Genomic DNA, 21,861 nt, shown 5'->3' with positions numbered 1-21,861 from the left:
CTGACGTTCGAATGTCAGCACCGATGTCGAGGGCGAACGGCCGGTTGTGGCCGAACTCAGAAGTCCAGTGCGAGGTGCAACATCGGCAGCCAACTTCCGCACCTGAACGTGAGTTGGCTGCCGCGCCAATGCTTCCGAGTTCCGCGGCGCGCACAGGACGTCTATCCCTGCTTCACGGCGACTTCGGCGGCGGCCTTGCTAATTGCGGCGAGCACTTCGTCGGGGCGCGAGAGCATCGGAACGTGACTGCTCTTGAAGCAACGGGAGGAAGTCGGAGCCGCGAGCTTTGTAGCGCTTCACCTCTTGACTAACCGTTATTGCACGGTATTTGGGTCGCCGGCGAAGGCGCCAGATTGACCCGTTGCTGCCGCTCAAGCAGATGGGATTGGAAGGGCAGGTATCTGATTTGAACTGTCATTCCGTACAGACACTCGAGGACAAGTCATCGGCCATTGCGGACTTTGAGGCCCACCGGGTGCTGAGTCAGCAACTGGCGGATTGCTGACAGTGGCTGCATCGGGCAACTCGACGTCAGCTTCCTGCATCAGCAAACTCACACTTTCGACCCTGAGCTGACTCACGCGCCAACGTCGGCGCAATGGCGGCTTCCAAGGTACAACGACTGGTCGCGCGGGGGCTGCATCTTCGATGCGTTCGAAATCGAAACCGTTTCTTCGGCGTCCAAACGTGGGCTAAGTTACAAAACGTCTTCACGACGGCGTTGTAACACCGGGTCCCGACATGCCCGATACACCACAAAGACCATCCAAATCGCTAGCAGGCTGAAGCTCCACCATCGCAAATATGACCCCCAGCCCCAGATAAGCGACCCGAACGCCGAAAGCGTTAGCCCGCGTTTGGCGGCCAGGATGTCGCTCAAAACTTCACCTGGCTTGAGAACCGCGTCCTCGTCTGCATGGGCGATAACAAGATCGGTCACAGTGTGCTCAAAGTACGGGCGTGAAGCGAGGAGAAGCCCGATCATTGTTATTACCGATCCGGACCGTTCGAACAGATCCCAATGTCCTGAGGCATGCGCGATGCAGGCGCATATGAACGCCGGACTAACGGCCAACGCAATCATTGCGACGCTCCAGACGATGTAGCTATCCGGCACCCGCAGCTCTTCTTGGAGAAGATTGCTCAACTCCCGGTTCACAGGCTCTTTGTTCAAAATAAGCTCTCCAATTCATCCGCAGGCTCATGGTCACGGGGTGCGGGCCCGGCAGCGCAATATTCATCGGCGCGCCTCATGTATCTGACGTTAACGTTATCTGATATGTCAGATAGAAGCAAGAATTTTTGACTGGACTTGAGGCAAAAGCAGCACGGTTGAGCGGCTGACGGCCATAGGGATGGCGCAAGTGAGCAGTTGACCGTGGTCTATTAGTGTTCCGCCCCGGCAAGCGTCCGCTCGTCGGTCAGTTCGCCGTCATACTTCGGTTTGCGCTGCCATTTCAAGAGCATCGTCTACCTCAATGCCGAGGTAGCGAACGGTGCTCTCGAGCTTTGTATGGCCGAGTAGCAATTGCACCGCGCGGAGGTTCTTCGTTCGCCGATAGATTAACGACGCTTTTGTCCGACGCATGGTATGTGTGCCGTAGGCCGCATCGTCGAGGCCGATGGATGAGATCCATCGGTGGACCATGCGCGCATATTGGCGCGTCGAAATATGCGGTGATGCACGCATTCGGCTCGGAAACAGGTAGTCGGCGGACTTCAAGCTCCGGACTTTCATCCATGCCTCTATGCTTAGACGGGTCTGCTCCGTGATTTCGAACTGAACAGGTCGTTGCGTCTTCTGCTGCACGACCATTGCGCGCGATCCAATGTGGCTACCGTCATGATCAAGCGGCAGGACGCCGGGGTACTTTATATTGAACGGCCGCGCCGTGCGGCAAACGATGGACCGATCACCCGCCAGGTGCGCGCGGGTTGAAGCGGCGCTGCCGGCCTGCGCGGCATGCAGCATCGATCAAGGCCGCACAGGCCGGGGAGTCGGTACGAGGAAACGCGTAGAAACGGGCAACTGGCAGTGCGGGCAGTCCTTCCTTGCGACCCAGCAAGCGCAAGCCTTCGACTCGCTGGCTATCGGCGATGACCGTCACTGCGAAGCCCGAACGCGCCGCCGACAGGCAGCCCGCCATGCTGCTGCTCTCGAACACCAGGCGCCACGCTCGACCGGCCTTGTTCAATGCGGTGATCGCCGACTCGCGATAGATGCAGGGATCGGGGAAAACGGCCAGCGGCAGCGGTTGGTCGAGATCCAGATCTGCGTCTTCCGCATAGGCCCAGACCAGCGGCTCTTCCCACAGCAGCGTGCCGCCTTTGCCGACGCGGCTGCATTGCTTGCCGAACACGAGATCGAGACGGCCGCGCTCCTGCTGGCGCAACAGGTCGGCCGTGATGCCGACTCTCAGGTCGATTGTCGCTTCGGGATGCTGGCGGCGAAAACGCTGCAACACCTGGGGCAGCCAGGCGCCTGCAAAATCTTCCGATGCACCGACTCGCAGCAGCCCGCGCAGCGGCGTGCCGCGTAGTTTCGCGCGGACCTCGCGTTCCAGATCCAGGATGTTTCGACCGTAGGCGTACAAGGTGTCGCCGGCTTGCGTCAATTCCAGATGGCGAGTCGTGCGTGTCATCAGGCCAACCCCGGCGATCTGTTCGAGGCGCTTGATATGTCCGCTTACGGCCGAAGGGGTCAGTGCCAGACGCTCGGCGGCCGTGGCAAAGCTGCCGCTGTCCACGACTTCGAAAAAGGTGCGCAGCAACACGGTATCGAGCGGAGCACCGTCGGTAGTGGGCAGCATGTCCATCAGTTCATTCGACACGAAAAATCACCAATGATTCATGATTATTCACCAATCGGCACGAGACGTCGAGCTATCGTGGGACTTCCCTGTTTGCACGAGGAACACGATGAACACCTACCACCACGCCGCCACCGGGCGGCTCGACATTGCCTGGCTCGAATGGAACCCGCAGGGCACGCGCACCGCGGTGCTGGTGCACGGCTGGCCGGACAGCCCCCAGTGCTGGAAGCATGTCGCACCCATTCTGGCCGACGCGGGTTACCGCGTGCTAGCGCCGGCGCTGCGGGGCTTCGCGCCCACCCGGTTCCGCGATACGGCGACGCCTCGCAGCGGCCAGTTGTCCGCGCTGGGCCGCGACCTTCTGGATTTCCTCGACGTGCTGGGCGTTGAGCAGCCGGTACTGGTGGGCCACGATTGGGGCGCACGCGCGGTCGCGAATGCGTGCGGCCTGCGCGACGGCGTGGCGGCTCATCTGGTGATGCTATCGGTCGGATACGGCACCAATGATCCGAACCAGATCCTGACCCTGCAGCAGGTGCGCAATTACTGGTACCACTGGTTCATGGCCACGCCGCGAGGCGCACGCGTGGTTCGGGACGAACGTGAGGCTTTCGCCCGGCAGATGTGGGATACCTGGGCGCCGGCTGGCTGGTACGCGCCGGCCGATTTCGACGAAGCGGCGCAGGCATTCGAGGGCGACGATTGGGCGGAGGTCGTGCTCCATAGCTACCGGCACCGTTGGGGCTTTGTCGACGGCGACCCCGCCTATGCCGAAGATGAGGCGCGTCTGAATCCCGCGCCGAGGCTGTCGGTCGCAACGTTGGTCCTGCACGGCGAGGCGGACACCTGCAACCATCCCGATAGTTCCAGCGGGCGGGAGTCGTTTTTCCTTGGGCGGTATGAGCGGGAGGTACTCGATGGCGTAGGCCATTTCCCGCAGCGCGAAGCGCCCCGCGACGTTGCCGATGCGATTTTGCGGTTTTGTCGATAGGCGTTGCGCGGAGGGGAGAGCGCTTGCTGGCGGGCGCCTGGCGACCCACCTCCGCATTGGACTCCAGCAAGGGGCAAGGCCGCTGGGAAGGTACTGCGGTCACTGGTGAGTGCCCTGAGTCAGCATGAGGCGTGATGACTTCAGGGCTCTCGTCGTCAGATCCTCGTTATTCCAGGGCGGCGAGTGCCATCTCGATGAGTTGATGCTGACGCGCAGTGCCGTCGCTGCTCTGTTTGCGCACAATCAAATAAAGCGAGATTGGATCGGGCGGATTTAACGCGATCCGATGGATTGTGCATCCCGTCTGCCTTGCCAATGGCGTCGTCAAAAAGCTCGGAACGATTGCCCAGGCTCCATTTCTGAGCATCGGCGCGAGCATGTGTGCTTTCTCGACCCAGTTCACGTGTCGGGATAATCCGCGTCGGCTACGCCAAAGATCGAACTGGGCCGACCACGGCAGATGTATCTCCCTCGATTGATCCAGGTCCGTCATGTCGAGCGCTTCAGATGCAATCATGTCACCGGATGATGCGTGGACGACAAGCATGGGGTACTCGCGGATCTTTTTGGATACGAGGTCCACGTGTTCGGATGGCGACAGTGTGAAGGCGACATCCAGGTGACCGGATGCAACGCGGTTGGTCAGCTGAAAATAGACGGCGCTCTCCATGTGGAGGCGCACGGGCGGCGTTGCGTCGCAAAGTGCAGCCACAAACGGAGGAAGCACGTTGATCGCTATCGCGTCTACCGAGCCGACAGCGAGGTGCCGTTCCTGATTGGCCTGGAGTTGCTCGGCCTCTATTTCGAGCATTTTCCAGCGCTCGGCAATGTCCAGAAAACGCTCACCTTCCGATGTCAGCGATAGGCTCCGAGCCCCGCGCGAGCGCAGCAGCAACGGATGTCCTATCCGACGCTCCAGCGACTGGATTCGATAGGAGACCGTGGACTGCGTAGCGGATACGATTTCAGCAGCCTGAAGCAGACTGCCAGACCGGACGACCGCCAGGAAAGTATTTATTTCTTCACTGAACAACATATCTAATCCTTCGATATTCGGTGAATAAAATCTGATATTGACCGATATTTTGCCCGTCCTTAGCCTACTCGAAAAGCAGCACAAATCTCATCTTCAGACTCGGGTTGGTTTAGGGGGGACATATGGCAAAGACACTTATCGGCATCGAGGATCTTCCTGCGAGCCGGTTCCATAAAAGGATTGCCCTTGTGGCAGCGGGTGGTCCGTTCTGTGACGGTTACCTGCTGGGCATCATTGTTGTAGCGTTGCCGTTCATCGCACAGGACCTTGTGCTGAGCGCGCTCCAGATTGGCCTGATTGGCGCGGCGAGCCTGATCGGCATGTTCGTCGGCGGTGTCGTGTTCGGGCCAATGACAGACCGCTTCGGCCGCCAGAAGATGTATGTGCTGAACCTTGCAGTATTCGTGATCTGTTCGCTTGCGCATCTGCTGGTGCACGACATAACGGCGTTGTTCATCCTTCGTTTCGTCATGGGAGTCGCGCTCGGCGCAGACTATCCGATTGCGACCGCGCTTGCCGCCGAATTCTTGCCCAAAAAACTTCGTGGGCCTGTGCTCGCCAGCCTCGTACTTCTGCTGTGGGTTGGCTATACGCTAAGCCTTGCAACTGGTTTGCTCGTGAGCGGTAGCCCAAGCAACGCATGGCGCTACATTCTCGCGAGCGCAGCGATCCCGTCCGCGATTTTCTTGCTGCTGCGCTTGAACATTCCCGAATCGCCGCGCTGGCTCATCTCGGCAGGACGCACAGATGACGCGCGCCGTATCGTGGCAGAGCATCTCGGCCCGCACGTTGACTTCGCTGCTCTCGTTGCCGAAACCCGCGTCAGCAAGTCAAGGCGAGGCCTGGGCCTGTCCAGCATTCGCGAACTGCTTTCGCGGGGTTATGGACGCATGCTGGTGTTCTGCTCAATCTTCTGGATGTGTCAGATTGCGCCATCATTCGCGATCAAGACGTTTCAGCCGATGTTGTTGAAGTCGCTCGGCGTCACTCAGCCACTCGCAGGTTCGCTTGTGATCATCTCGTTCGCTATCGTTGGAACGGCGATCGGTATGTTCGTCGTCAACAGGATCGGACGGCGCACGCTTTGTCTGGCCTCTTATGTTCTTGCAACGCTTGCGCTCCTGCTTCTGGCAACGCCGATGTCGACAATGGCGGCTGTTGCGATCGGTTTGTTCATTCTCTTCACGATCGCCGAAGCGGCCGGTTCCGGGCTGCAATTCATCTACCCGAACGAGATTTTCCCGACCGACCTTCGCGCTACCGGCATGGGGCTCGCCATGTCCGCAAGCCGTATCGGAGCGGCGGCAGGCACATTCCTGCTCCCCACCGTACTCACCCGCTTCGGAAGCGCTACTGGCCTCCTGATCGCAGGCGGAATCAGCCTTGTTGGGCTGCTCGTGTCAGTCCGCATGGCTCCCGAAACTCGCGACGTGTCGCTAGGCGCGACGACCGCTTCGGGGACTGGATCGACAGCAGCGGCGCATTCCGCTCAGCGGAAAGAGGTACGCACGTGATCGGCAATTCAAGACTGGCATCGAAGGAAAGAAGCGCCGGCGTTTCTTGCGGCTGGGCGAAAGTGTCAATTGAGGCCGATTTAAGCTGCGTACGTGACCGGCCTGTGGCAAACAGGAAAACCAGAAATGAGCCTTGCAAAATGAGCAATCGAATCGCTGTGAATCAATTGAACGGACGGCACTTTGACGTGATCGTAATCGGCGGCGGCATCAACGGTGCAGCGGGTGCACAACAACTTGCCGCACGTGGGCACAGTGTCCTGCTAGTTGACAAAGGGGACTTTGGATCAGGGTCCAGTAGCCGTTCCAGCCGCCTGTTGCACTGTGGTCTTCGATACCTTGCTCCCGGACGTTCACCGTGGGAATTCCTGACCAACCCCTCGCGATTGGCTACAGGGATGAAGATGGCGCGTATGGCCGTCGGATCGCGCGATGAGTTCATCAAGACCACGCCAACGCGTGTACAACTTGCGAAGCTCTATTTCCCAATTTTCAGGGGCGGCGCATACTCGGGCTGGCAGGTCGATGTCGCCTTCAAAGCACTTGGACACTTCAACCGTGGCAAGACGCCGCTGAACTACTGTCGGATCAAGGGGCGCGACGCGCATTCGATTCCGCTTGTGAACAAGCTGCGCAACTTCGATTCGCTGGAGAGCGTTGCCTGCTACGACGAGTATCAGATTTCATGGCCCGAGCGCGTGACGGTTGACATTGCGATCGACGCGCATCGCATTGGTGCGATAACGCTCAACTACACCAGGGCAGATCTGCTTGAGCGGAACGCTGCCGGCTGGCAGATCGGTCTTCAGGACACGGCCGGAGTCGGCGAGGCGACAGTGACGGCCACATGCGTCGTAAATACAGCGGGTATCTGGATCGATCAGGTCTTCGCGAAGCATCGATCGGGCAAGCCCCCCAAGATACTCGGGACCAAAGGCTCCCATATCGTCGTCTGTTTGCCGCCTGAATGCCGTGGAGTCGGTGTAGCGACCATCAACAGAAAAAACGAACCCTTTTACTGTCTGCCTTGGGGTGATTACCACTACATTGGCCCGACTGAACTGGTCTATGAAAACGATCTCGACGACATCCGTACCACAGAGGTGGACAGGGAGTGGCTTCTCGGGGAGGCGAATCATCTGTTTCCGACGTTTAATCTGACCGCGAAGGATGTGATCTTCACATGGTCCGGCGTACGACCGCTGACCTGGGACGCGAATCTTCCAGCCGGCAATCGCAATCGCGTACTTCACGACCTGTCTGACGATGGTCTGCGAGGGGTGTTTGCAATGACGGGCGGCCCGCTCATGACACATCGCTCGGCCGGCCTCGAAATCGCTGACGCCGTCTCCTCGCAACTAGCAGGACTAGCAACGGCTCCTAGTGCACCTCACTTCGCTTCCAGTTTTCCGAATCTACCGCCCGACGAAGTCTTTTCAGCGCTAACTGGCGCGGTACCGGCGCCGAAGTGGCTGAAGACAATGATTGAAGAGGAAATGATCGTGCATCTCTCGGATGCGCTTCTGCGGCGCAGCGGTCTGCCATGGTTCAAAAAACTGGAGGAAGCGGACCTCGATCCGATCGGCAGAAACATTGGCAGCTTGCTCGGCTGGAACGAAAATCAGGTTGCCAGTGAAGTGGCACTCTGCAAGGCGGAATTAGCGGCACTCCAAAGTGCGACGCCAATGTGTGGGGTCGGCGAAACACAGGTGCCGCGTCGGGTTGCCTCGGCTAGTGCCCCATCGTAGCGGCACGATGGGAACCCCGCGATGCTCACAGCGGCCCGATCGAACGGCGGCCTTCTCGCGCGCACAGCACAGCCCGACTTGTTAGCCTGGCAATTTGCCGGGCAACGGCTGGCCGAGACCAACATCGGTTCGGCCGGCTCAACAGTGGCCCGCCGTATCGAAGCTCAATTCAGCGCTTCGGCGGGGCCAAAGAACTCGTATCGACTTCTCTCCTCGGGTACGCCCAGTTCGTGCAGTGAGCGCTTGATGAAAGCCATGAACGGTTTCGGACCCAGGAAGTAGGCGTCGAGGTCGTCGGCGGGCGGAAGCCACTGTCGCAATTGCTCCAGGGTTGGCCGGCCCACTCCGTCGGGAACATGCTCGTCGGGGACCTGCCCGTCGGAGACTAGCGCCCCCCGTGCTTCAGTCTCTTCATAGACGACGTAAGACTTCAGCCGCGGAAAGCGGGCATGCCACGCCTTGAGTACATCGGCGAAGGCATGCACCAGCGCGTTGCGCGCATAGTGGATGAAAACGACGTCCCGCTTGTTGCCGTCCAGAGCCGCTTGCGCCATGGCCAGCGTTGGTGTGATACCCACGCCCCCACTGATCAGTACAAGCGGCCGGTCACTATCGCGGAGGGTGAATTCTCCAGCAGGCGGAAAGAGCTGTAACACGCTTGCTTCGCGAACCTCGTCGTGCAGGTAGTTCGATGCGACGCCGTTGGGCTCGCGTTTGACGCTGATCCGGTAGCTATGTCCGTTAGGTGCTGCGGAGAGCGAATAATTCCGGCGGAGTTCTTCGCCGTTCACGTTCAGACGAAGCCCGATGTACTGGCCAGGCGCGAAATCGAGCAAGGCGCCGCCATCGAGCGGCTCCAGATAGAACGAGGAGATCTCTTCGCTCTCCTTGACTTTGCGCACCACGCGGAATGCGCGCTCGCCTCGCCATCCGCCCGGCGCGCTGGCCAGCGCGTCGTAAGCTTGACGCTCGGCGCTCATCAGCATATCGGCAAGCTGCTGGTACGCCACACCCCATGCCTCGATGACTGCGTCGGTCGCAACGTCCGGACCCAGCACCTCCCGAATGGCGCGCAGCAGGCAGGTGCCCACGATCGGGTAGTGCTCGGGCTGGATTTGTAGCGCAACGTGCTTGCTGACGATACGAGTCGCAAGCGGGCCAAGCGCCTCGAGGTGGTCGATGTTGCGCGCGTATGTGAGGACGGCGTTGGCAAGCGCCCGTTGCTGGGAGCCGCTGGCCTGGTGAGTCTGGTTGAACAGCGGGCGCACCTGCGGATACCCGTCGAGCATGAGCTTGTAGAAGTATCGTGTCAGGGCTTCGCCGCCCGATTCCAGCAGCGGAACGGTGGCCTTGATGATGTCGCGTTGGCTGTCGGTCAACATATGAATCTCGCTCAAAAGTGGGGTCGTTGGAGGCAAGGACTACTTGGCCACCGGTTGCTTTGGAATCTTCGTGAAATCAGGCGGACGTTTCTCGAGGAAAGCCGATAGCGCTTCCTTCGCCTCTGCCGAGCCAACCCGCACCATGAACTCCTGGTTTTCAGCGGTCACCGCCTCGTTGAGCGGGTCGATAGCAGCCTGCTTGATCAGTCGTTTGCTGGCCAGCAGCGCGCCACCCGGTTTTGCAGCGAGCTTCCGGGCCGTTGCTGTGGCGGTCGCGAGCAGATCGCCGTCGGGCACCACACGAGTCGCGAGGCCCAACTCCACCGCTCGCTGGGCAGTGAAGGGCTCACCCAGCAGGAACAACTCTGCCGCCCTGAGATGACCCACGCGAGCGGGTATCGAAAAGCTCGATCCGAATTCCGGTACCAGGCCAAGATTGATGAACGGCATCAAAAACTTTGCGCCTTCGCCCGCGTAGACGAAATCGCAGTGAGTCAGCATGGTCGTTCCGCTGCCGACCGCCGCGCCTTGCACAGCCACGACGATTGGCTTGTCGAACGCGATGAGCGCCTCCATCAGGCGGCCCTGTGGAAAGTCGCCCGGCTTGGGCGGACGATCGAGAAAGTCCCCGATGTCGTTGCCCGCGCAGAACGACTGTCCAATGCCGTGCCAGAGCACAACGCGGACTGCGTCGTTTCCGGAGGCTTCGTTGAGGATATCCGCGAGGCGCGAGTACATATCGCCCGTCATGGCGTTTTTCTTCTCGGGACGATTGAACGCGACGCGAAGAACGCCGTCGTCAGTCGATTCGGTAATGATGTCACTCATGGGTTGCTCCAAACTTTCTGCCGCGCTTGTGTCAAGCGACTTGCGTGTTGATGCTCGGCACCGTGCCGGTTTCGCGCAAGCTGTCAATGTCCTTCGCATCGAATCCCAACTCGCGGAGGATCGCTTCGTTATGCTCACCAAGATCGGGCGCGCGCCGCGCCGGCACCTTGGCAACGCCATGCACCTGAATCGGATTGCTGATCGTCGAAGTCAGCTTGCCGCCTGCACCTTCGAGCGGAACGATGACATCGTTTGCGCGCAACTGCGGATCGTCGATGACCTCCTGAGGTCCGCGCACCTCGCCATACGTGACGTGTGCGCCACTGAATACGTCGTGCCAGTGAGTCATCGGTTGCGCGCCGAACACATCGTCGAGAACCGCTGTGAGTTGCGGCATATTCGAAGCCAGCTGCGCCGGGTCGGAAAACCGTTCATCGTTCAGCAGATCCGGGCGGCCGATGGCGTTCGCGACTGCGGCCAGCTTGTCGGGTGTCACGACGAGAACGAACCAGGTGCCGTCGGCGGCGCGGTACACGTTGAGCGCCGCATTCGCGGGATGCTTGCGATCGTGTGGCGGAGCGAACTTCGCGCCGGCCAACGCGGCCTGGATAGCGACGCTCGCCGACCAGACACCTGAGGCAAGGAGGGAAGTCGTGACGTAAGAACCAGTACCTGTGCGCTCGCGCCGGAATAGCGCGGTGACGATCGCGGCGTAGATTCCGAGCGCTGTTGCGTTGTCGCCGCTGCCGGCCACGGGCCAGGTCGGCGGTGCGCCGGCATCGCGCGTCATGGAGAGCAGGCCGCTACGGGCCCAGAACGCCGTGATATCGAAGCCGGGCATTTCCGCATCCGGCCCGCTTTCGCCAAAGCCGGTGAGATCCGCATAAATCAGACGCGGGTTCCAGCGCATCACGTCGTCGTATTCGAGCTTGAGTTTCTTGCGCGCGGGGTGGGGCGTATTGACGATGAACACATCCGCCCACGCGACAAGCTGCTGGAGGACCTGCTGCGCGCCGGGCGACTTCAGGTTCAGCGTCATGCTGCGCTTGTTGCGGTTGGCCAGATGCCATTGATACGGTTCGTCCGCCGCCGGCTGTGGCGCGATCTTGTGCCCATGTCGCCACGGGTCGCCGCCCGGTGGTTCGACTTTGATGACGTCGGCGCCGAAGTCCGACAGGATGACGGCGGCGCCCGGCGCCGCGACGAAGCTGGAAAAGTCAACCACTTTGAGTCCAGCAAAAATGTTGTCGCTTGCCATTGAATCTCTCCTGAATCGTGGCGCTTGTTTCATCGTCCCAGGAACTGCGGGGCGCGTTTTTCGAGGAAGGCAGACGTGCCCTCCCTTTTGTCCTCTGTCCCGGCGCACAGTCCGAAGCAGGAGGCTTCGAGGGCGAGACCCTCGCTCTGACCCGCGTCCAGTCCCTTGTTCACCGCTTCGAGCGATAGCTTCACGGCGACGGGGGCGTTCGAGGCGATCGTCTTCAGGATGGCTTCAGCGCGTCCAATGAGATCGGCCGCCGGAACGACCTCGTTGACGAGTCCGATGCGCCAGGCTTCCTGTGCGCTGATCGGCTCCGCGGACAGAATGAGTTGAAGTGCGCGGCCCTTGCCGACGAGGCGCGGCAGCCGCTGCGTGCCGCCGCCGCCGGGCAACAAGCCGAGCTTGACCTCGGGCTGGCCAAGCTTTGCGTGCTCCGCGGCAATGCGTAGGGTGCACGCCATGGCTGTTTCGCAGCCGCCGCCGAGTGCGAAGCCGTTGATCGCCGCGACCACGGGCTTGCCAAGGTTCTCGATCAAGTCGAGCACGGCTTGCCCAAAGCGGCTCGACTGCTCCGCTTCGATCGCGCTCGCGTGCGCCAGCTCGCTGATGTCGGCGCCGGCGATGAATGCCTTGTCCCCCGCGCCGGTGAGAATCACGCCGCGCACGGCAGCGTCCTCGCGTGCCGCCTCGAAAGCCGTTCGCAGATCCCTCCATGTCTGCGTGCTCAGGGCATTGAGCACTTTGGGTCGGTTCACGCTTACGTAAGCGATCGCATCGCGCTTTTCGTACAGGACATTTGCGAGCGTTACGACTTCTGCCGGTGAGGTATCAAGCACTGCTCGGGGTGAAGACGAGTCCACCACGGTTGTCGATGACATGATTAGTTTTCCATATCGTTGGCGTGACGACGTGGATCTCACCGTCACGCCTGCGGTATTAAATGAACGCGCTGAACCCGGTGATCGCCTTGCCGACGATCAGGTTCTGCATCGCGAGGCGCGTATGGACGCCGAAGAAGGGCGCGAGCGACGCATCGACCCGCGCCATTTCCATCATCGTGAGACCGAACAGCATGATGGGCGGCCCATCCGTCGTTTTCACGGGGGATACGCAGCTAAATCTCACGATTGGTATTTATCCGGACTGCGAACATTACGACGCAGTTCGAGTAGACCGAGCAGAACTTCATCGCGCTGTGCCTCCAGCGTCTCGATGGAGCGCGACCCGGTCTCGGCGTGAACGCTGTCGACAAGCTTCTTTTGTACGTCGGGGCTCAGAACCGGCGTGCCGAGGGTCTTCCACCAGGCGGTCATGGGGCCGCTGAACTGCTGGAAGAAGTGCTCGATGCCGCCAGGGCCGCCGCCAAGATGGTTGAGCATCATGTTGCCCATTACGCCCCAGCGCAGACCCGGGCCCCAGGAGAGGGCCGTGTCCACATCGGCGGCGCTCACCACGCCCTCGGCGACGAGGTAGTACACCTCGCGTGCCAATGCGGCCTGAAGCCGGTTTGCGACGTGGCCGGGCATTTCCTTGTTGACCCGCACCGTGCGCTGCCCGATCGACGTATAGAAGTCCGCCACGCGCTGGATGGTCGCTTCCGAGGTCTTCGCACCGCCGACGATCTCGACGAGCGGGATCAAGTGGGGCGGGTTGAACGGATGCGCGATGACGCAGCGCTCGGGATGGGTCGCGGCGCCTTTCTGGATTTCGCTCATGGTGAGCCCCGACGAGCTGGATGCAATGATCACGTCGGGATGCAACAGTTCGTCGAGTTGCCCATAGAGCTTCTGCTTGAAATCGATTCGCTCGGGTCCGTTTTCCTGTACCAGATCCGCGCCGGCGAGTGCTTGATCGAGCACGGGCGTGAACGTGAGGTTAGCGAGCGACGCCCCGGGCGTGAGGCCCAATCTCGTGAGCGCAGGCCATGCGGACTCCACGAATTTTCTCAATGACGCTTCTGCGTTCGGCGCGATGTCGGTAGCCACGACATGCAATCCTTTGGCGAGAAACAGCGCGGCCCAGCTCGCGCCGATCACGCCCGTGCCGATGATGGCGACGCGGCGAATGGGTTTGGTTTCAGTCATGTGATTTCTCCGATGTACGGGTCAGACTTCGGCGAAGGCAACGCCGGTGAGATTGCCTTGGGCATAGAGGAAGTTGCGCAGGTTGCTGCCGTCGAGCTGCGCGGAATAGACCGAGCCGCCCAGATCCGTAACGAACATGCGGTTACCGGCCACGTCGAGGGTGATGCCGATGCCTTCCAGCAGGTGGCTGATCACGATCTCGGGCGTCGTCGCTGCGTCGACCGGGGCGCGATTGACCGTGTTGCCGCGCGGGGGATCACCGCGGTCCGTCCAGTAAAGGACGCGGTTCGCGCTGTCGAACTCGAGGTCGATCGGTTCCGGCAGATGGTCGAACAGCACTTCGATGTCGGAGCGGGTGGCCGGATCTTCGCCCTTCGGAATCTCCAGGTTCGCGCGGAAGATACGGCCCTGGTCGCCGTTGTCCGGGCCCTTTTGCGTCCAGTACAGCTTCCCTGCCTTGCGATCGACGGCGACGCCGACGCACCACTTGTTCTGGTCGTGCCGGTCGTTGTCGCCTCGGCCGGACTCGACCAGCGTTTCGACTTGCGAGCCGTCGCAGTTGGCGCGCATCACACGCATGCCTTCGCGGTCGCACCAATAGAGCCTGGCGCCGTCCTTGTCGAGCTGGAGCTGCTTCGGCGTATGCGTGACGCCTTGCGCGACGATGACCACGCGGTTGCTGCCGTCGAGGTCGGCGCGTTCGATCGAGCCGTCATCGGCGCTCAGGGAACTGCCCATGTTGGTCCAGTAGATGTGACCGGCCTCCGCATCCACTGCGATGCCGTCGGGTAGGCGGCAATCTGTGACGATCATCTTGCGGTCGCTGCCGTCCGGATTCATCGAATGAATCGAGTTGCTGCTCAATTCAAGGACAAACAATCGTCCCGAGGTAATCGTTCCCTGAGAACCGTTGCTTGAGATGGTGCGATTCATAGTCATTTGGCATCCTTACCAGGTTTGAGCGATGTCGATTTCGGAAAGACCTTGCTCATGGACACCAACTTTATGAGGCATCGGCGCGCGGCTCAATTGCACGATGGTGTAACGACACCTTGGTGCAAGTGGAAAGGTTCGTTCAATCCTGCGCCCAAGGTGTAATTGCAGCTGATTGCTGCATACCCTAAGTTGCGCAGGTACCGATGGATCTCATTGGCGCGGGCGCGATTGCCCAACCAGTGCGTTGCCATCGGCACGTATTGGAAATCGTTCTACATTCATTGAGTGCTTGCCATGAAAAAACCAGGTCGTATCGTTATCGTAGGTGGGGGAATCGCCGGGATTCTGCTTGCAACCAGGCTTGGCGACGGGCTGGGCCGTTCGGGTGCGGCGAGCGTCACGCTGATCGACCGAAGCCCCACGCATATCTGGAAACCGATGCTGCACACCATTGCGGCAGGCACGCGCGATGTGAATCAGCAGCGCGTGATCTATCTCTCTCATGCACGTGAACACGGCTTCACGTATCAACCGGGTGAGATGTGCGGACTGGACCGGCAAAGGCGTGAAGTCCAGCTTGCGGCGATCGAGGCGCACGAGGGCGGATTGATGCTCGAGCCGCGAACCGTGCCATACGACGTGCTGCTGCTGTGCATAGGCAGCCGTGCGAACGACTTTGGCGTGCCCGGAGTCATGGAGCATTGCCATCTGATCGACAGCCAGCAGCAGGCAGAGGCATTCAACGTGGCGTTGCGCGAGCGTTCTCTTCGTTCTGTGGTCAAGGATGAGGGACTCAGGGTGGCAATCGTGGGCGCCGGCGCGACCGGGGTGGAGTTGTCTGCCGAACTCAGTCACCTTTTCGAGCTTGCGGCCGGCTATGGCGATCCCGCGATCCGGGAGAGGCTGAGTTTGACGCTGCTCGAAGCCGGACCACGTGTGCTTCCCGCCTTCCCGCCGGAGATCTCGTCAGCGAGCCAGCAGCGACTCGAAAAGATTGGTTTTCGCGTCATGACCTCGACGGGCGTTTCCGCCGTTGAACCGGGCGGCCTGCGTTACGGAGACGGGAAGCTTGCCGAAGCGGATTTGATGGTGTGGGCTGCCGGTGTGAAGGCGCCTGATTTCATGAACCGGCTAGCGGGCCTCGAAACCAACCGGGCGAACCAGATCGTGGTGTCGGGCACGCTGCAGTCGCTACACGACGAAAATATTTTCGCGCTCGGCGATTGCGCTTCACTGACTCCGGAAGGTGCGCAGCGTCCGCTGCCTCCTACTGCGCAGGTCGCTGCTCAACAGGCGGAGCACCTGGCGCGCCATCTGCCGGAATGGATCCGTTACGACAAGCCGCTTCCGGGCTTCGCATTCCGGGATTTCGGTTCGCTGGTGTCGCTGAGCGAGTATGACTCCTTTGGCACGCTGGGGCGCTTTGGCTTGTTTCCCGGGGGGCTCATCCGGGGCAAACTCGCTCAGCTGAGCCACGCGATGCTGTACCGACGCCATCAGCAGGCGCTGCACGGTTTTCGCCGGGCGACGCTGCTCTGGACGGCCGAACAGATCAACGGGCTGGCTCAACCGGATATCCGGCTCGCTTGACGGGATTTCGTGGCACTACAGCCTTGCATATTTGCCGCTCTTTTGAGCGGCTTTTTATTCTTCGATGCAAGTTGTCTGGGGAAACGACGCTGCAGCGCAGCGTCGCTGATGAGGAGATGAATCCGGATTTCACGCAACGGCGCGCTCAATAGCCGAACGCTTCCACGGCGATCATCGCCGCTGCGTTCGAAGGGGCAGGGCGTTCGGCGGGACGAAAGACTGCATCGCCGCGACGGATTGTGCGTCGAGACACAACGCACACGCCAGACGCGCGCGCATGGCGGCGACGCCAGCGCTGCTCGCCATAATGGCATCGTCCGGGCTCTACCCAGCGAATGACGAGTATGTTTTCAGACCGTTCGAGGATTTCGATCTGGACTTGTGCGGTGTCTGCCGCGGCGTACTCTCTCGTCTTCATGGATTGCTCCTGGAATCGAGTCGTTTCAATTCGCGTACCTTCACGCGCGGGTCGTGTCGATCACCTTGCCGCGGAAAACCGCGTACTGGTACAGGTTGTAGCCGATCATCACAGGGAACACGAGGCCAATCCCGATCAACATGAACGCAAGGGTCAGCGTGTCCGATGCCGCTTGCCAGATCGTCAGCCGACCAGGTATGAAGTCCGGATAGAGGCTGATGGCAAGGCCGGCGAACGACACCATGAAGAGCGTCACCGCCGCCCGGAAGGGCTGGCGCTCTCGTCCGCGATAGAGCGACGCGAGGAGCCACACGAACGAGAGGACCGCGAGCGCGCCAAGTACCGCAAGGGGGGCGAGGACGCCCGGCTGGAACCAGCGGGCATGGACCGCCACGCCGCCAAACCAGGTCGCTGCGGTGAGAACGATTGCGGCAGCCACGGTGAACTGCGCGCTCACCACGGCCAGCCGTCGCGCCCAACGCTGGATCGGGCCCGCCGCCTTCCTCACGAGCCAGGTCGCGCCGAGCAGGGCATAGCCGCTGACAACCCCAACGGCTGTCACCGTGATGAACGCGGTGCTGGGGCCATCAGGCAGGAAGCCCGTGATCACCTTGCCGAGTACGATGCCCTGCGAGATGGCCGCGACGAGGCTGCCCACGCCGAACACGGTGTCCCATAGCCTTCCGTGCTGCGAACTGTGACGGAATTCAATGGCAGCGCCCCGCATGATCAGTCCGGCGATCATCGCCATGACGGGCAGATAAAGCGCTTGCATCAGGATCGCGTAGGCCGCGGGAAACGCGCCGAACAGGCCGCCGCCGACCACGACCAGCCATGTTTCGTTGGCGTCCCACACGTGACCGATGGTCTGAATCATCACGTCGTGGTCCTCGCGCTTTCTGCTCAGCAGCGTGAGCATGCCTACGCCGAGATCGAATCCGTCCGTCACGACGTAAAAGACCAGCATCAGGCCGATCAGGCCGAACCACGTGAGGGTGAGCAGGGTATGAGTCGTGCTGTCCATCGAACCATCTCCTTTCGGTTGGAGAACGAAGTTTCAGTATTCGGTCGCCGCCGGTTGAGGCGGGACGATGGTGGTCGCGGGCGGTGTGGCCGTGAGATCGGGGCCGTTCTTTAGCCAACGCCGCGCGAGAAGGAAGAATGTGATGAGCAACACGACGTCGAAAGCGAAGAACATCGCCATGCTGGCCGTGACGGACGAAGCGGGTACCGCCGATACGGCTTGACTCGTCCGCAGCAGGCCATACACAACCCATGGCTGGCGTCCTACCTCGCGCACGATCCATCCGGCCTCGACAGCGACGTAGGGCAGCGGGATGCACAGCACCCACGCGAGCAGGAGCTTGCGTTGCGCGACAAGGCGCTCGAGACTGCCGCGCGCCTTATGCAGTGCGTATGCGGTCCAGAACGCGAGCAGCATGAACGCGAAGCCGATGCCGGCCATCAAGCGGAACGCGTAGTAGAGAAGCGGCACCATGGGCGGCTGGTCGGCGCGGGGGAAGTCCGTGAGACCCGAAACGCGTCCGTGCAGCGTGTGCGTGCCGAGGATGCTCAGGAGTCCCGGTACTTCGATTGACCAGTCGTTACGCTGTTTTTGCTGATCGGGCCACGCAACGAGCGACCAGGCGGCGCCCGTGCCGGGCTTGTTGGTCTGCCAGTGACCTTCGATTGCGGCGCCTTTCGCGGGTTGCGTGGCGAACACGCTGGTGCCGCTCGAGTCTCCCAGCCAAACCTGAAGCGGTGCAATGAAGACGAGCACGGCCAGTGCGACCTTGAACGAACGCGCAAAGAATTCGGCGTGCCGTTGGCGGAACAGGTGGTACGCGGAGATGCCGGCGATCACGAACATGCCGGTTTCGATCGCGGCCGTCCACATGTGCGAGACGGCCCATACCATGTCGGGGTTGAAGATGGCCGCAAGGTAGTCTGTCACGACGATCCTGCCATTGATGACGGCGAAACCGGCGGGCGTTTGCATCCACGAATTGGCGACCATGATCCAGAATGCGGAAATGCTCGACCCAAGCGATACCATCGCTGTGGCAAAGAGGTGGACGCCACGCGGCACGCGCCCCCAGCCGAGCATCATCACGCCGACGAATCCGGCTTCGAGCATGAACGCCATCGCGCCTTCGAAACCCAGGATGTTGCCGACGAACTGGCCACTGTACTGCGCAAAGCCAGACCAGTTGGTGCCGAACTGAAATTCCAGTGGAATACCGGTGACCACGCCGACGGCGAAGTTCAGCGCGAGCAGCTTGCTCCAGTAGCGCGCATGGCGGTAGTACATCACGTCGCCAGTACGGATCCATAGTGTTTCGATGAGCAGCAGGAATGCGGAGAGGCTGATAGTGAGGATCGGCCACACGATGTGGAAAATCGTCGTCATCGCGAACTGGGCTCGCGAAAGGTGGAGTACGTCAGTGAGCATGATGGCCTTTCCCGTTACGGTGTGCGAATGGCTGCATTTGAGCAACGCCAGCGTTGGCAGACGTTGCCCGTGCAGAGCCACTTTAGGCAGCGGGGGTGTGCGGCTCAATTGCACGATGGTGTAACGCAGCCGTCCTGCTGGCCGCAACGCTCCCGACCTGCTGGGCGAGTGTCGGCCTCAGCCGTGAATTCCGGATGGGGCGGCTGGTTTTCGCCCGTGCTGGAGCGTTGGCCGCTGCGTGGGACCCCGGGCTCGTCTTCTGCGTGGGCGCGGCGCGCTGCCTCCTGAACAGCGCGAACGAATGCGGCGGTGACCATACTCGTCACCAGTACCCCTTGCACGCCGATCAATACCGAATCGATCCGGCCGAGGAGCGTGGTGGGCACCACGTCGCCGTAACCGATCGTGAGTGCGGTGATCGTGCAGAAGTAGAGGGTGTCCCCAAACGCGGATGGCGTCCTGCTCCCCGTATCGATTGGGCCGCCGGCGTAGTACATGGCAGCCGATAGCAGTAGAAACAGCACAAATAGCGCTGCAAGCGGTGCACGCAGATACCAGAGGGTCCTCGCAAACTCTTCGAATACGTGGCTAGCCTTCAGTGGGGCATGCGTGGAATGCCTGACTCGCTCGTGCATGGATCAACTCCAGAAGGCTTCATCCGCAAAGTGAACGGTAGGCCGAAGGCGGTGCGGGGCGCCATTGCACGATGGTGTTAGCCGCACCCGCGCATGCCTGTAATGGCGCGGCTTGAACCCAAGGTGTAATTGCGGCTCGTCCGGGCACCCCCTAGATTGATTCGCATGCCGACACCCGCCGGAGCTGGAGCAAAGCCATGGACCGAGACCGCCGCCAATCAGGCAGTAAACGTGACCCACGATGCACGGCCGCTTGTACGCCTGCGGATGTCTCACTTGATGGATCGAACGGCGAACTCGCGCTCGGTGCCCACCTGGTCACGAAACGCCACGGCTACGAGCATCACGGCATTTATGTCGGAAGCGGCATGGTCATTCACTACGCGGGTTTCGTGAAGTCCGTTTACCGCGGCCCAGTCGAAGAAGTCCCAATCGAGCAGTTCGCCGATGGGCACACCGTTTCTGTGCGCTCGCGTGAGCCTACGAGATATACGGGCGCGCACGCCGTGTTGCGCGCCCGCTCGCGGCTCGGCGAAAACCGCTATCGCCTGTTGACCAATAACTGCGAGCACTTCTGCACCTGGTGCGTGCTCGGTGAGAGCCGCAGCGAACAGGTCAATGCATGCCTCAGACATCCGTTCGCGGGCGTTCACGCGCTGCTGTGTCTCGTGAGCACCTTCATCGGCAACCGGAGCAAAACCGGTCACGCCGCGGTCGCCGCGAATCCTGTTACCCAACCTTGATGTAGACAACGACGCGAAGGAGGCCACCATGAGCCCGACCGAAATGACGCTGCACTGGGCCGTCGAGAAGTGGCTCGCGCCCACGCCTGCAATGCCCGCACATGTCGTGCGGGTTCGCCATACCCGGAGGCATCGGCGCTGCGTGTGTATCGAGGCGGTGCGCCCCGGCGGTCTGCTGTCGATCTTCTTTTTCCGTCACGACGATGGATCGTGGAATGTGTATCCGCCCGCGCAAGCTCGGCCGGCCATGTCCGTGTGGAGGACTGCGTGATGAATTACGGCTCTGGCAATCTGACGAAGCGCGCTCGCGGCAGGCATGGGATGTTGTCGGGATTCCGGGCGGATGCCGGCGACCTGGTGTCCGGAGCCGGGCGCCCATTCAAGCTGTCTGTCGTTGCGGTCTGTTGCTGGGTACTGATCGAGACGCCGCTGGAACTCAGCGGATCGATCAGCTCGACCTCACTGCTCGCGGTGCTGGTTTCGAAGGCACTCGTGTGCCTCACCGGTTTTGCCGCCATCGTCCGCGTGCGCTTTACCCGTCACGTCTTCGTTTTCATTTGCGCGGCGAGTGTGTTGGCCGTAGCGCCGGCGTTGCCTCTCGAGTACGCGCACAGCGTTGCCATAGCGCTCGTCTCGTCGGTCGAGTGCATTGTCAAGACCGCATGCGTTGTCGCGTTCGCAATCGCGTCGGCTAACGACCCGAATCAGGTCTGACGAACGCTCCTGGGTGCGCTGACGCGGCACTCACGCGGATGCGCCCTCAGCGTGCAGTTTTCCCGCAATGTTGACCAGTTCGGCGAGCGAGCGGGCGTCCATCTTGCGCATGACGTGCCGGCGGTGCACCTTCACCGTGATCTCGCTGATGCCCAGTTCCGCGCCCACCTGCTTGTTCAGCAATCCCGAAACCACCAGCGCCATGACTTCCCGCTCGCGTCGGCTGAGCGACGTGTAGCGCTCGCGGATCGACTGCATGCCGGCTTCCTTGCTCAATGCCGCGCGGCTGCGCTCGATGGCGTGCCGGATGGCATCGAGCAGAACCTGATCGTCAAATGGCTTGGTGAGAAATTCGGCTGCTCCGGCTTTCATGGCCCGCACCGTCATCGGCACGTCGCCGTAACCGGTGATGAAGATGATCGGCATGTCGGTGCGCTCGGATGCGATGAGGTTCTGCAAGTCGAGGCCGCTCAGGTCGGGAAGGCTCACGTCGAGCACGAGGCAGTTCGGGACCATCGCGCGCGGGCGTCCGAGGAAGTCCTGAGCGCAAGCGTAGGTCTCCGCCCTGAGACCCGCAAAGCGGATCATGGCTTCGAGCGACTCGCGCACCGAGACATCGTCGTCGACGACGAAGACGACCGGCGCGGCTTGCGGCGACGACGATTTCGATGCGAATTCAACTGCGTGTGCGGATGTCATTACGAACTCCATTCACA

23 protein-coding genes are annotated in these 21,861 nt (G+C 61.2%); 7 read left to right on the top strand and 16 right to left on the bottom strand.

Going from position 1 to position 21,861, the window contains the following annotated elements; genetic code table 11:
* Window positions 1-697: 697 nt before the first annotated feature.
* The 3 genes from AB4Y35_RS25290 to AB4Y35_RS25280 all read right to left on the bottom strand — a co-directional run bounded on the left by AB4Y35_RS25290 (window position 698) and on the right by AB4Y35_RS25280 (window position 2,816).
* Entirely contained in the window at window positions 698-1,174 is a 477-nt protein-coding gene (locus AB4Y35_RS25290; protein ID WP_368706472.1) for a hypothetical protein, read from the bottom strand.
* 258 nt (window positions 1,175-1,432) lie between these two features.
* Complete coding sequence (locus AB4Y35_RS25285; RefSeq protein WP_368706471.1) at window positions 1,433-1,972, bottom strand: tyrosine-type recombinase/integrase; 540 nt, start codon at window positions 1,970-1,972, stop codon at window positions 1,433-1,435.
* On the bottom strand, window positions 1,914-2,816 hold the full coding sequence (locus AB4Y35_RS25280) for a LysR substrate-binding domain-containing protein (RefSeq protein WP_368706754.1): 903 nt from the start codon (window positions 2,814-2,816) through the stop codon (window positions 1,914-1,916). Before AB4Y35_RS25280 ends, AB4Y35_RS25285 begins: the two co-directional genes overlap by 59 nt.
* A 103-nt stretch (window positions 2,817-2,919) precedes the next feature.
* Here AB4Y35_RS25280 and AB4Y35_RS25275 point away from each other — a divergent pair, with 103 nt between their 5' ends.
* Window positions 2,920-3,804, top strand: a complete 885-nt coding sequence (locus AB4Y35_RS25275) for an alpha/beta fold hydrolase (RefSeq protein WP_368706470.1) — start codon at window positions 2,920-2,922, stop codon at window positions 3,802-3,804.
* Window positions 3,805-3,970: 166 nt separating this feature from the next.
* Here AB4Y35_RS25275 and AB4Y35_RS25270 read toward each other — a convergent pair whose 3' ends face one another.
* Window positions 3,971-4,840 carry a LysR family transcriptional regulator gene (locus tag AB4Y35_RS25270; RefSeq protein ID WP_368706469.1) on the bottom strand — a complete coding sequence of 290 codons (870 nt, stop codon included), beginning with the start codon at window positions 4,838-4,840 and terminating at the stop codon, window positions 3,971-3,973.
* A 122-nt stretch (window positions 4,841-4,962) separates the two neighbouring features.
* On the opposite strand from AB4Y35_RS25270, the gene AB4Y35_RS25265 reads away from it, so the two are divergent.
* Both AB4Y35_RS25265 and AB4Y35_RS25260 read left to right on the top strand, forming a co-directional pair.
* The gene (locus AB4Y35_RS25265) at window positions 4,963-6,354 is read left to right on the top strand and encodes an MFS transporter (RefSeq protein WP_368706468.1); all 1,392 of its coding nucleotides are present in this window, start codon (window positions 4,963-4,965) and stop codon (window positions 6,352-6,354) included.
* Between the two features lie 140 nt (window positions 6,355-6,494).
* Window positions 6,495-8,102, top strand: a complete 1,608-nt coding sequence (locus AB4Y35_RS25260; protein ID WP_368706467.1) for an FAD-dependent oxidoreductase — start codon at window positions 6,495-6,497, stop codon at window positions 8,100-8,102.
* A gap of 164 nt (window positions 8,103-8,266) precedes the next feature.
* Here AB4Y35_RS25260 and hmpA read toward each other — a convergent pair whose 3' ends face one another.
* From hmpA to AB4Y35_RS25225, 7 genes are read right to left on the bottom strand one after another with little or no spacing between them, the layout of a single operon-like run.
* Window positions 8,267-9,484: an NO-inducible flavohemoprotein gene (hmpA, locus tag AB4Y35_RS25255; RefSeq protein WP_368706466.1), complete on the bottom strand. Its 1,218-nt coding sequence runs from the start codon at window positions 9,482-9,484 to the stop codon at window positions 8,267-8,269.
* 39 nt (window positions 9,485-9,523) lie between these two features.
* Window positions 9,524-10,312 carry an enoyl-CoA hydratase gene (locus AB4Y35_RS25250; protein ID WP_368706465.1) on the bottom strand — a complete coding sequence of 263 codons (789 nt, stop codon included), beginning with the start codon at window positions 10,310-10,312 and terminating at the stop codon, window positions 9,524-9,526.
* Between the two features lie 31 nt (window positions 10,313-10,343).
* On the bottom strand, window positions 10,344-11,678 hold the full coding sequence (locus tag AB4Y35_RS25245) for a CaiB/BaiF CoA transferase family protein (RefSeq protein WP_368706464.1): 1,335 nt from the start codon (window positions 11,676-11,678) through the stop codon (window positions 10,344-10,346).
* The gene (locus tag AB4Y35_RS25240; RefSeq protein WP_368706463.1) at window positions 11,600-12,451 is read right to left on the bottom strand and encodes an enoyl-CoA hydratase-related protein; all 852 of its coding nucleotides are present in this window, start codon (window positions 12,449-12,451) and stop codon (window positions 11,600-11,602) included. The genes AB4Y35_RS25245 and AB4Y35_RS25240 overlap by 79 nt, the downstream gene beginning before the upstream one ends.
* Before the next feature lie 58 nt (window positions 12,452-12,509).
* A complete protein-coding gene (locus AB4Y35_RS25235) occupies window positions 12,510-12,674 on the bottom strand; it encodes a hypothetical protein (protein ID WP_368706462.1) in 165 nt (54 codons plus the stop codon).
* A gap of 20 nt (window positions 12,675-12,694) precedes the next feature.
* The gene (locus AB4Y35_RS25230; RefSeq protein WP_368706461.1) at window positions 12,695-13,657 is read right to left on the bottom strand and encodes a 3-hydroxyacyl-CoA dehydrogenase NAD-binding domain-containing protein; all 963 of its coding nucleotides are present in this window, start codon (window positions 13,655-13,657) and stop codon (window positions 12,695-12,697) included.
* Between the two features lie 21 nt (window positions 13,658-13,678).
* Window positions 13,679-14,497 (bottom strand): 3-hydroxyacyl-CoA dehydrogenase, encoded by an 819-nt coding sequence (locus AB4Y35_RS25225; RefSeq protein ID WP_368706460.1) that lies wholly within the window; start codon window positions 14,495-14,497, stop codon window positions 13,679-13,681.
* 390 nt (window positions 14,498-14,887) lie between these two features.
* Here AB4Y35_RS25225 and AB4Y35_RS25220 point away from each other — a divergent pair, with 390 nt between their 5' ends.
* Window positions 14,888-16,183, top strand: coding sequence for an NAD(P)/FAD-dependent oxidoreductase (locus AB4Y35_RS25220; RefSeq protein ID WP_368706459.1), 1,296 nt, complete (start codon window positions 14,888-14,890; stop codon window positions 16,181-16,183).
* Window positions 16,184-16,328: 145 nt separating this feature from the next.
* Here the strand turns inward: AB4Y35_RS25220 and AB4Y35_RS25215 are convergent, their stop codons facing one another.
* The 4 genes from AB4Y35_RS25215 to AB4Y35_RS25200 form a co-directional block, all read right to left on the bottom strand.
* Complete coding sequence (locus AB4Y35_RS25215; RefSeq protein ID WP_368688984.1) at window positions 16,329-16,601, bottom strand: DUF3331 domain-containing protein; 273 nt, start codon at window positions 16,599-16,601, stop codon at window positions 16,329-16,331.
* 40 nt (window positions 16,602-16,641) lie between these two features.
* Window positions 16,642-17,625 (bottom strand): cytochrome d ubiquinol oxidase subunit II, encoded by a 984-nt coding sequence (locus AB4Y35_RS25210; protein ID WP_368706458.1) that lies wholly within the window; start codon window positions 17,623-17,625, stop codon window positions 16,642-16,644.
* A 33-nt stretch (window positions 17,626-17,658) separates the two neighbouring features.
* Window positions 17,659-19,053, bottom strand: coding sequence for a cytochrome ubiquinol oxidase subunit I (locus AB4Y35_RS25205; RefSeq protein WP_368706457.1), 1,395 nt, complete (start codon window positions 19,051-19,053; stop codon window positions 17,659-17,661).
* A gap of 104 nt (window positions 19,054-19,157) precedes the next feature.
* Window positions 19,158-19,688 (bottom strand): potassium channel family protein, encoded by a 531-nt coding sequence (locus AB4Y35_RS25200; protein ID WP_368706456.1) that lies wholly within the window; start codon window positions 19,686-19,688, stop codon window positions 19,158-19,160.
* Window positions 19,689-19,885: 197 nt separating this feature from the next.
* On the opposite strand from AB4Y35_RS25200, the gene AB4Y35_RS25195 reads away from it, so the two are divergent.
* The 3 genes from AB4Y35_RS25195 to AB4Y35_RS25185 are packed head-to-tail and all read left to right on the top strand — an operon-like array spanning window position 19,886 to window position 21,145.
* The gene (locus AB4Y35_RS25195) at window positions 19,886-20,431 is read left to right on the top strand and encodes a lecithin retinol acyltransferase family protein (protein WP_368706455.1); all 546 of its coding nucleotides are present in this window, start codon (window positions 19,886-19,888) and stop codon (window positions 20,429-20,431) included.
* A gap of 28 nt (window positions 20,432-20,459) precedes the next feature.
* Window positions 20,460-20,702, top strand: coding sequence for a hypothetical protein (locus tag AB4Y35_RS25190; protein ID WP_368706454.1), 243 nt, complete (start codon window positions 20,460-20,462; stop codon window positions 20,700-20,702).
* On the top strand, window positions 20,702-21,145 hold the full coding sequence (locus tag AB4Y35_RS25185; RefSeq protein WP_368706453.1) for a hypothetical protein: 444 nt from the start codon (window positions 20,702-20,704) through the stop codon (window positions 21,143-21,145). Before AB4Y35_RS25190 ends, AB4Y35_RS25185 begins: the two co-directional genes overlap by 1 nt.
* A 30-nt stretch (window positions 21,146-21,175) precedes the next feature.
* Here the strand turns inward: AB4Y35_RS25185 and AB4Y35_RS25180 are convergent, their stop codons facing one another.
* A complete protein-coding gene (locus tag AB4Y35_RS25180; protein WP_368706452.1) occupies window positions 21,176-21,844 on the bottom strand; it encodes a response regulator transcription factor in 669 nt (222 codons plus the stop codon).
* Window positions 21,845-21,861: the final 17 nt, after the last annotated feature.

The organism is Paraburkholderia sp. EG286A, from assembly GCF_040965375.1.
Taxonomy (GTDB): domain Bacteria; phylum Pseudomonadota; class Gammaproteobacteria; order Burkholderiales; family Burkholderiaceae; genus Paraburkholderia.
Note: the sequence above shows the minus strand (reverse complement) of the source record. Positions and strands in the feature narration are given on the sequence as shown.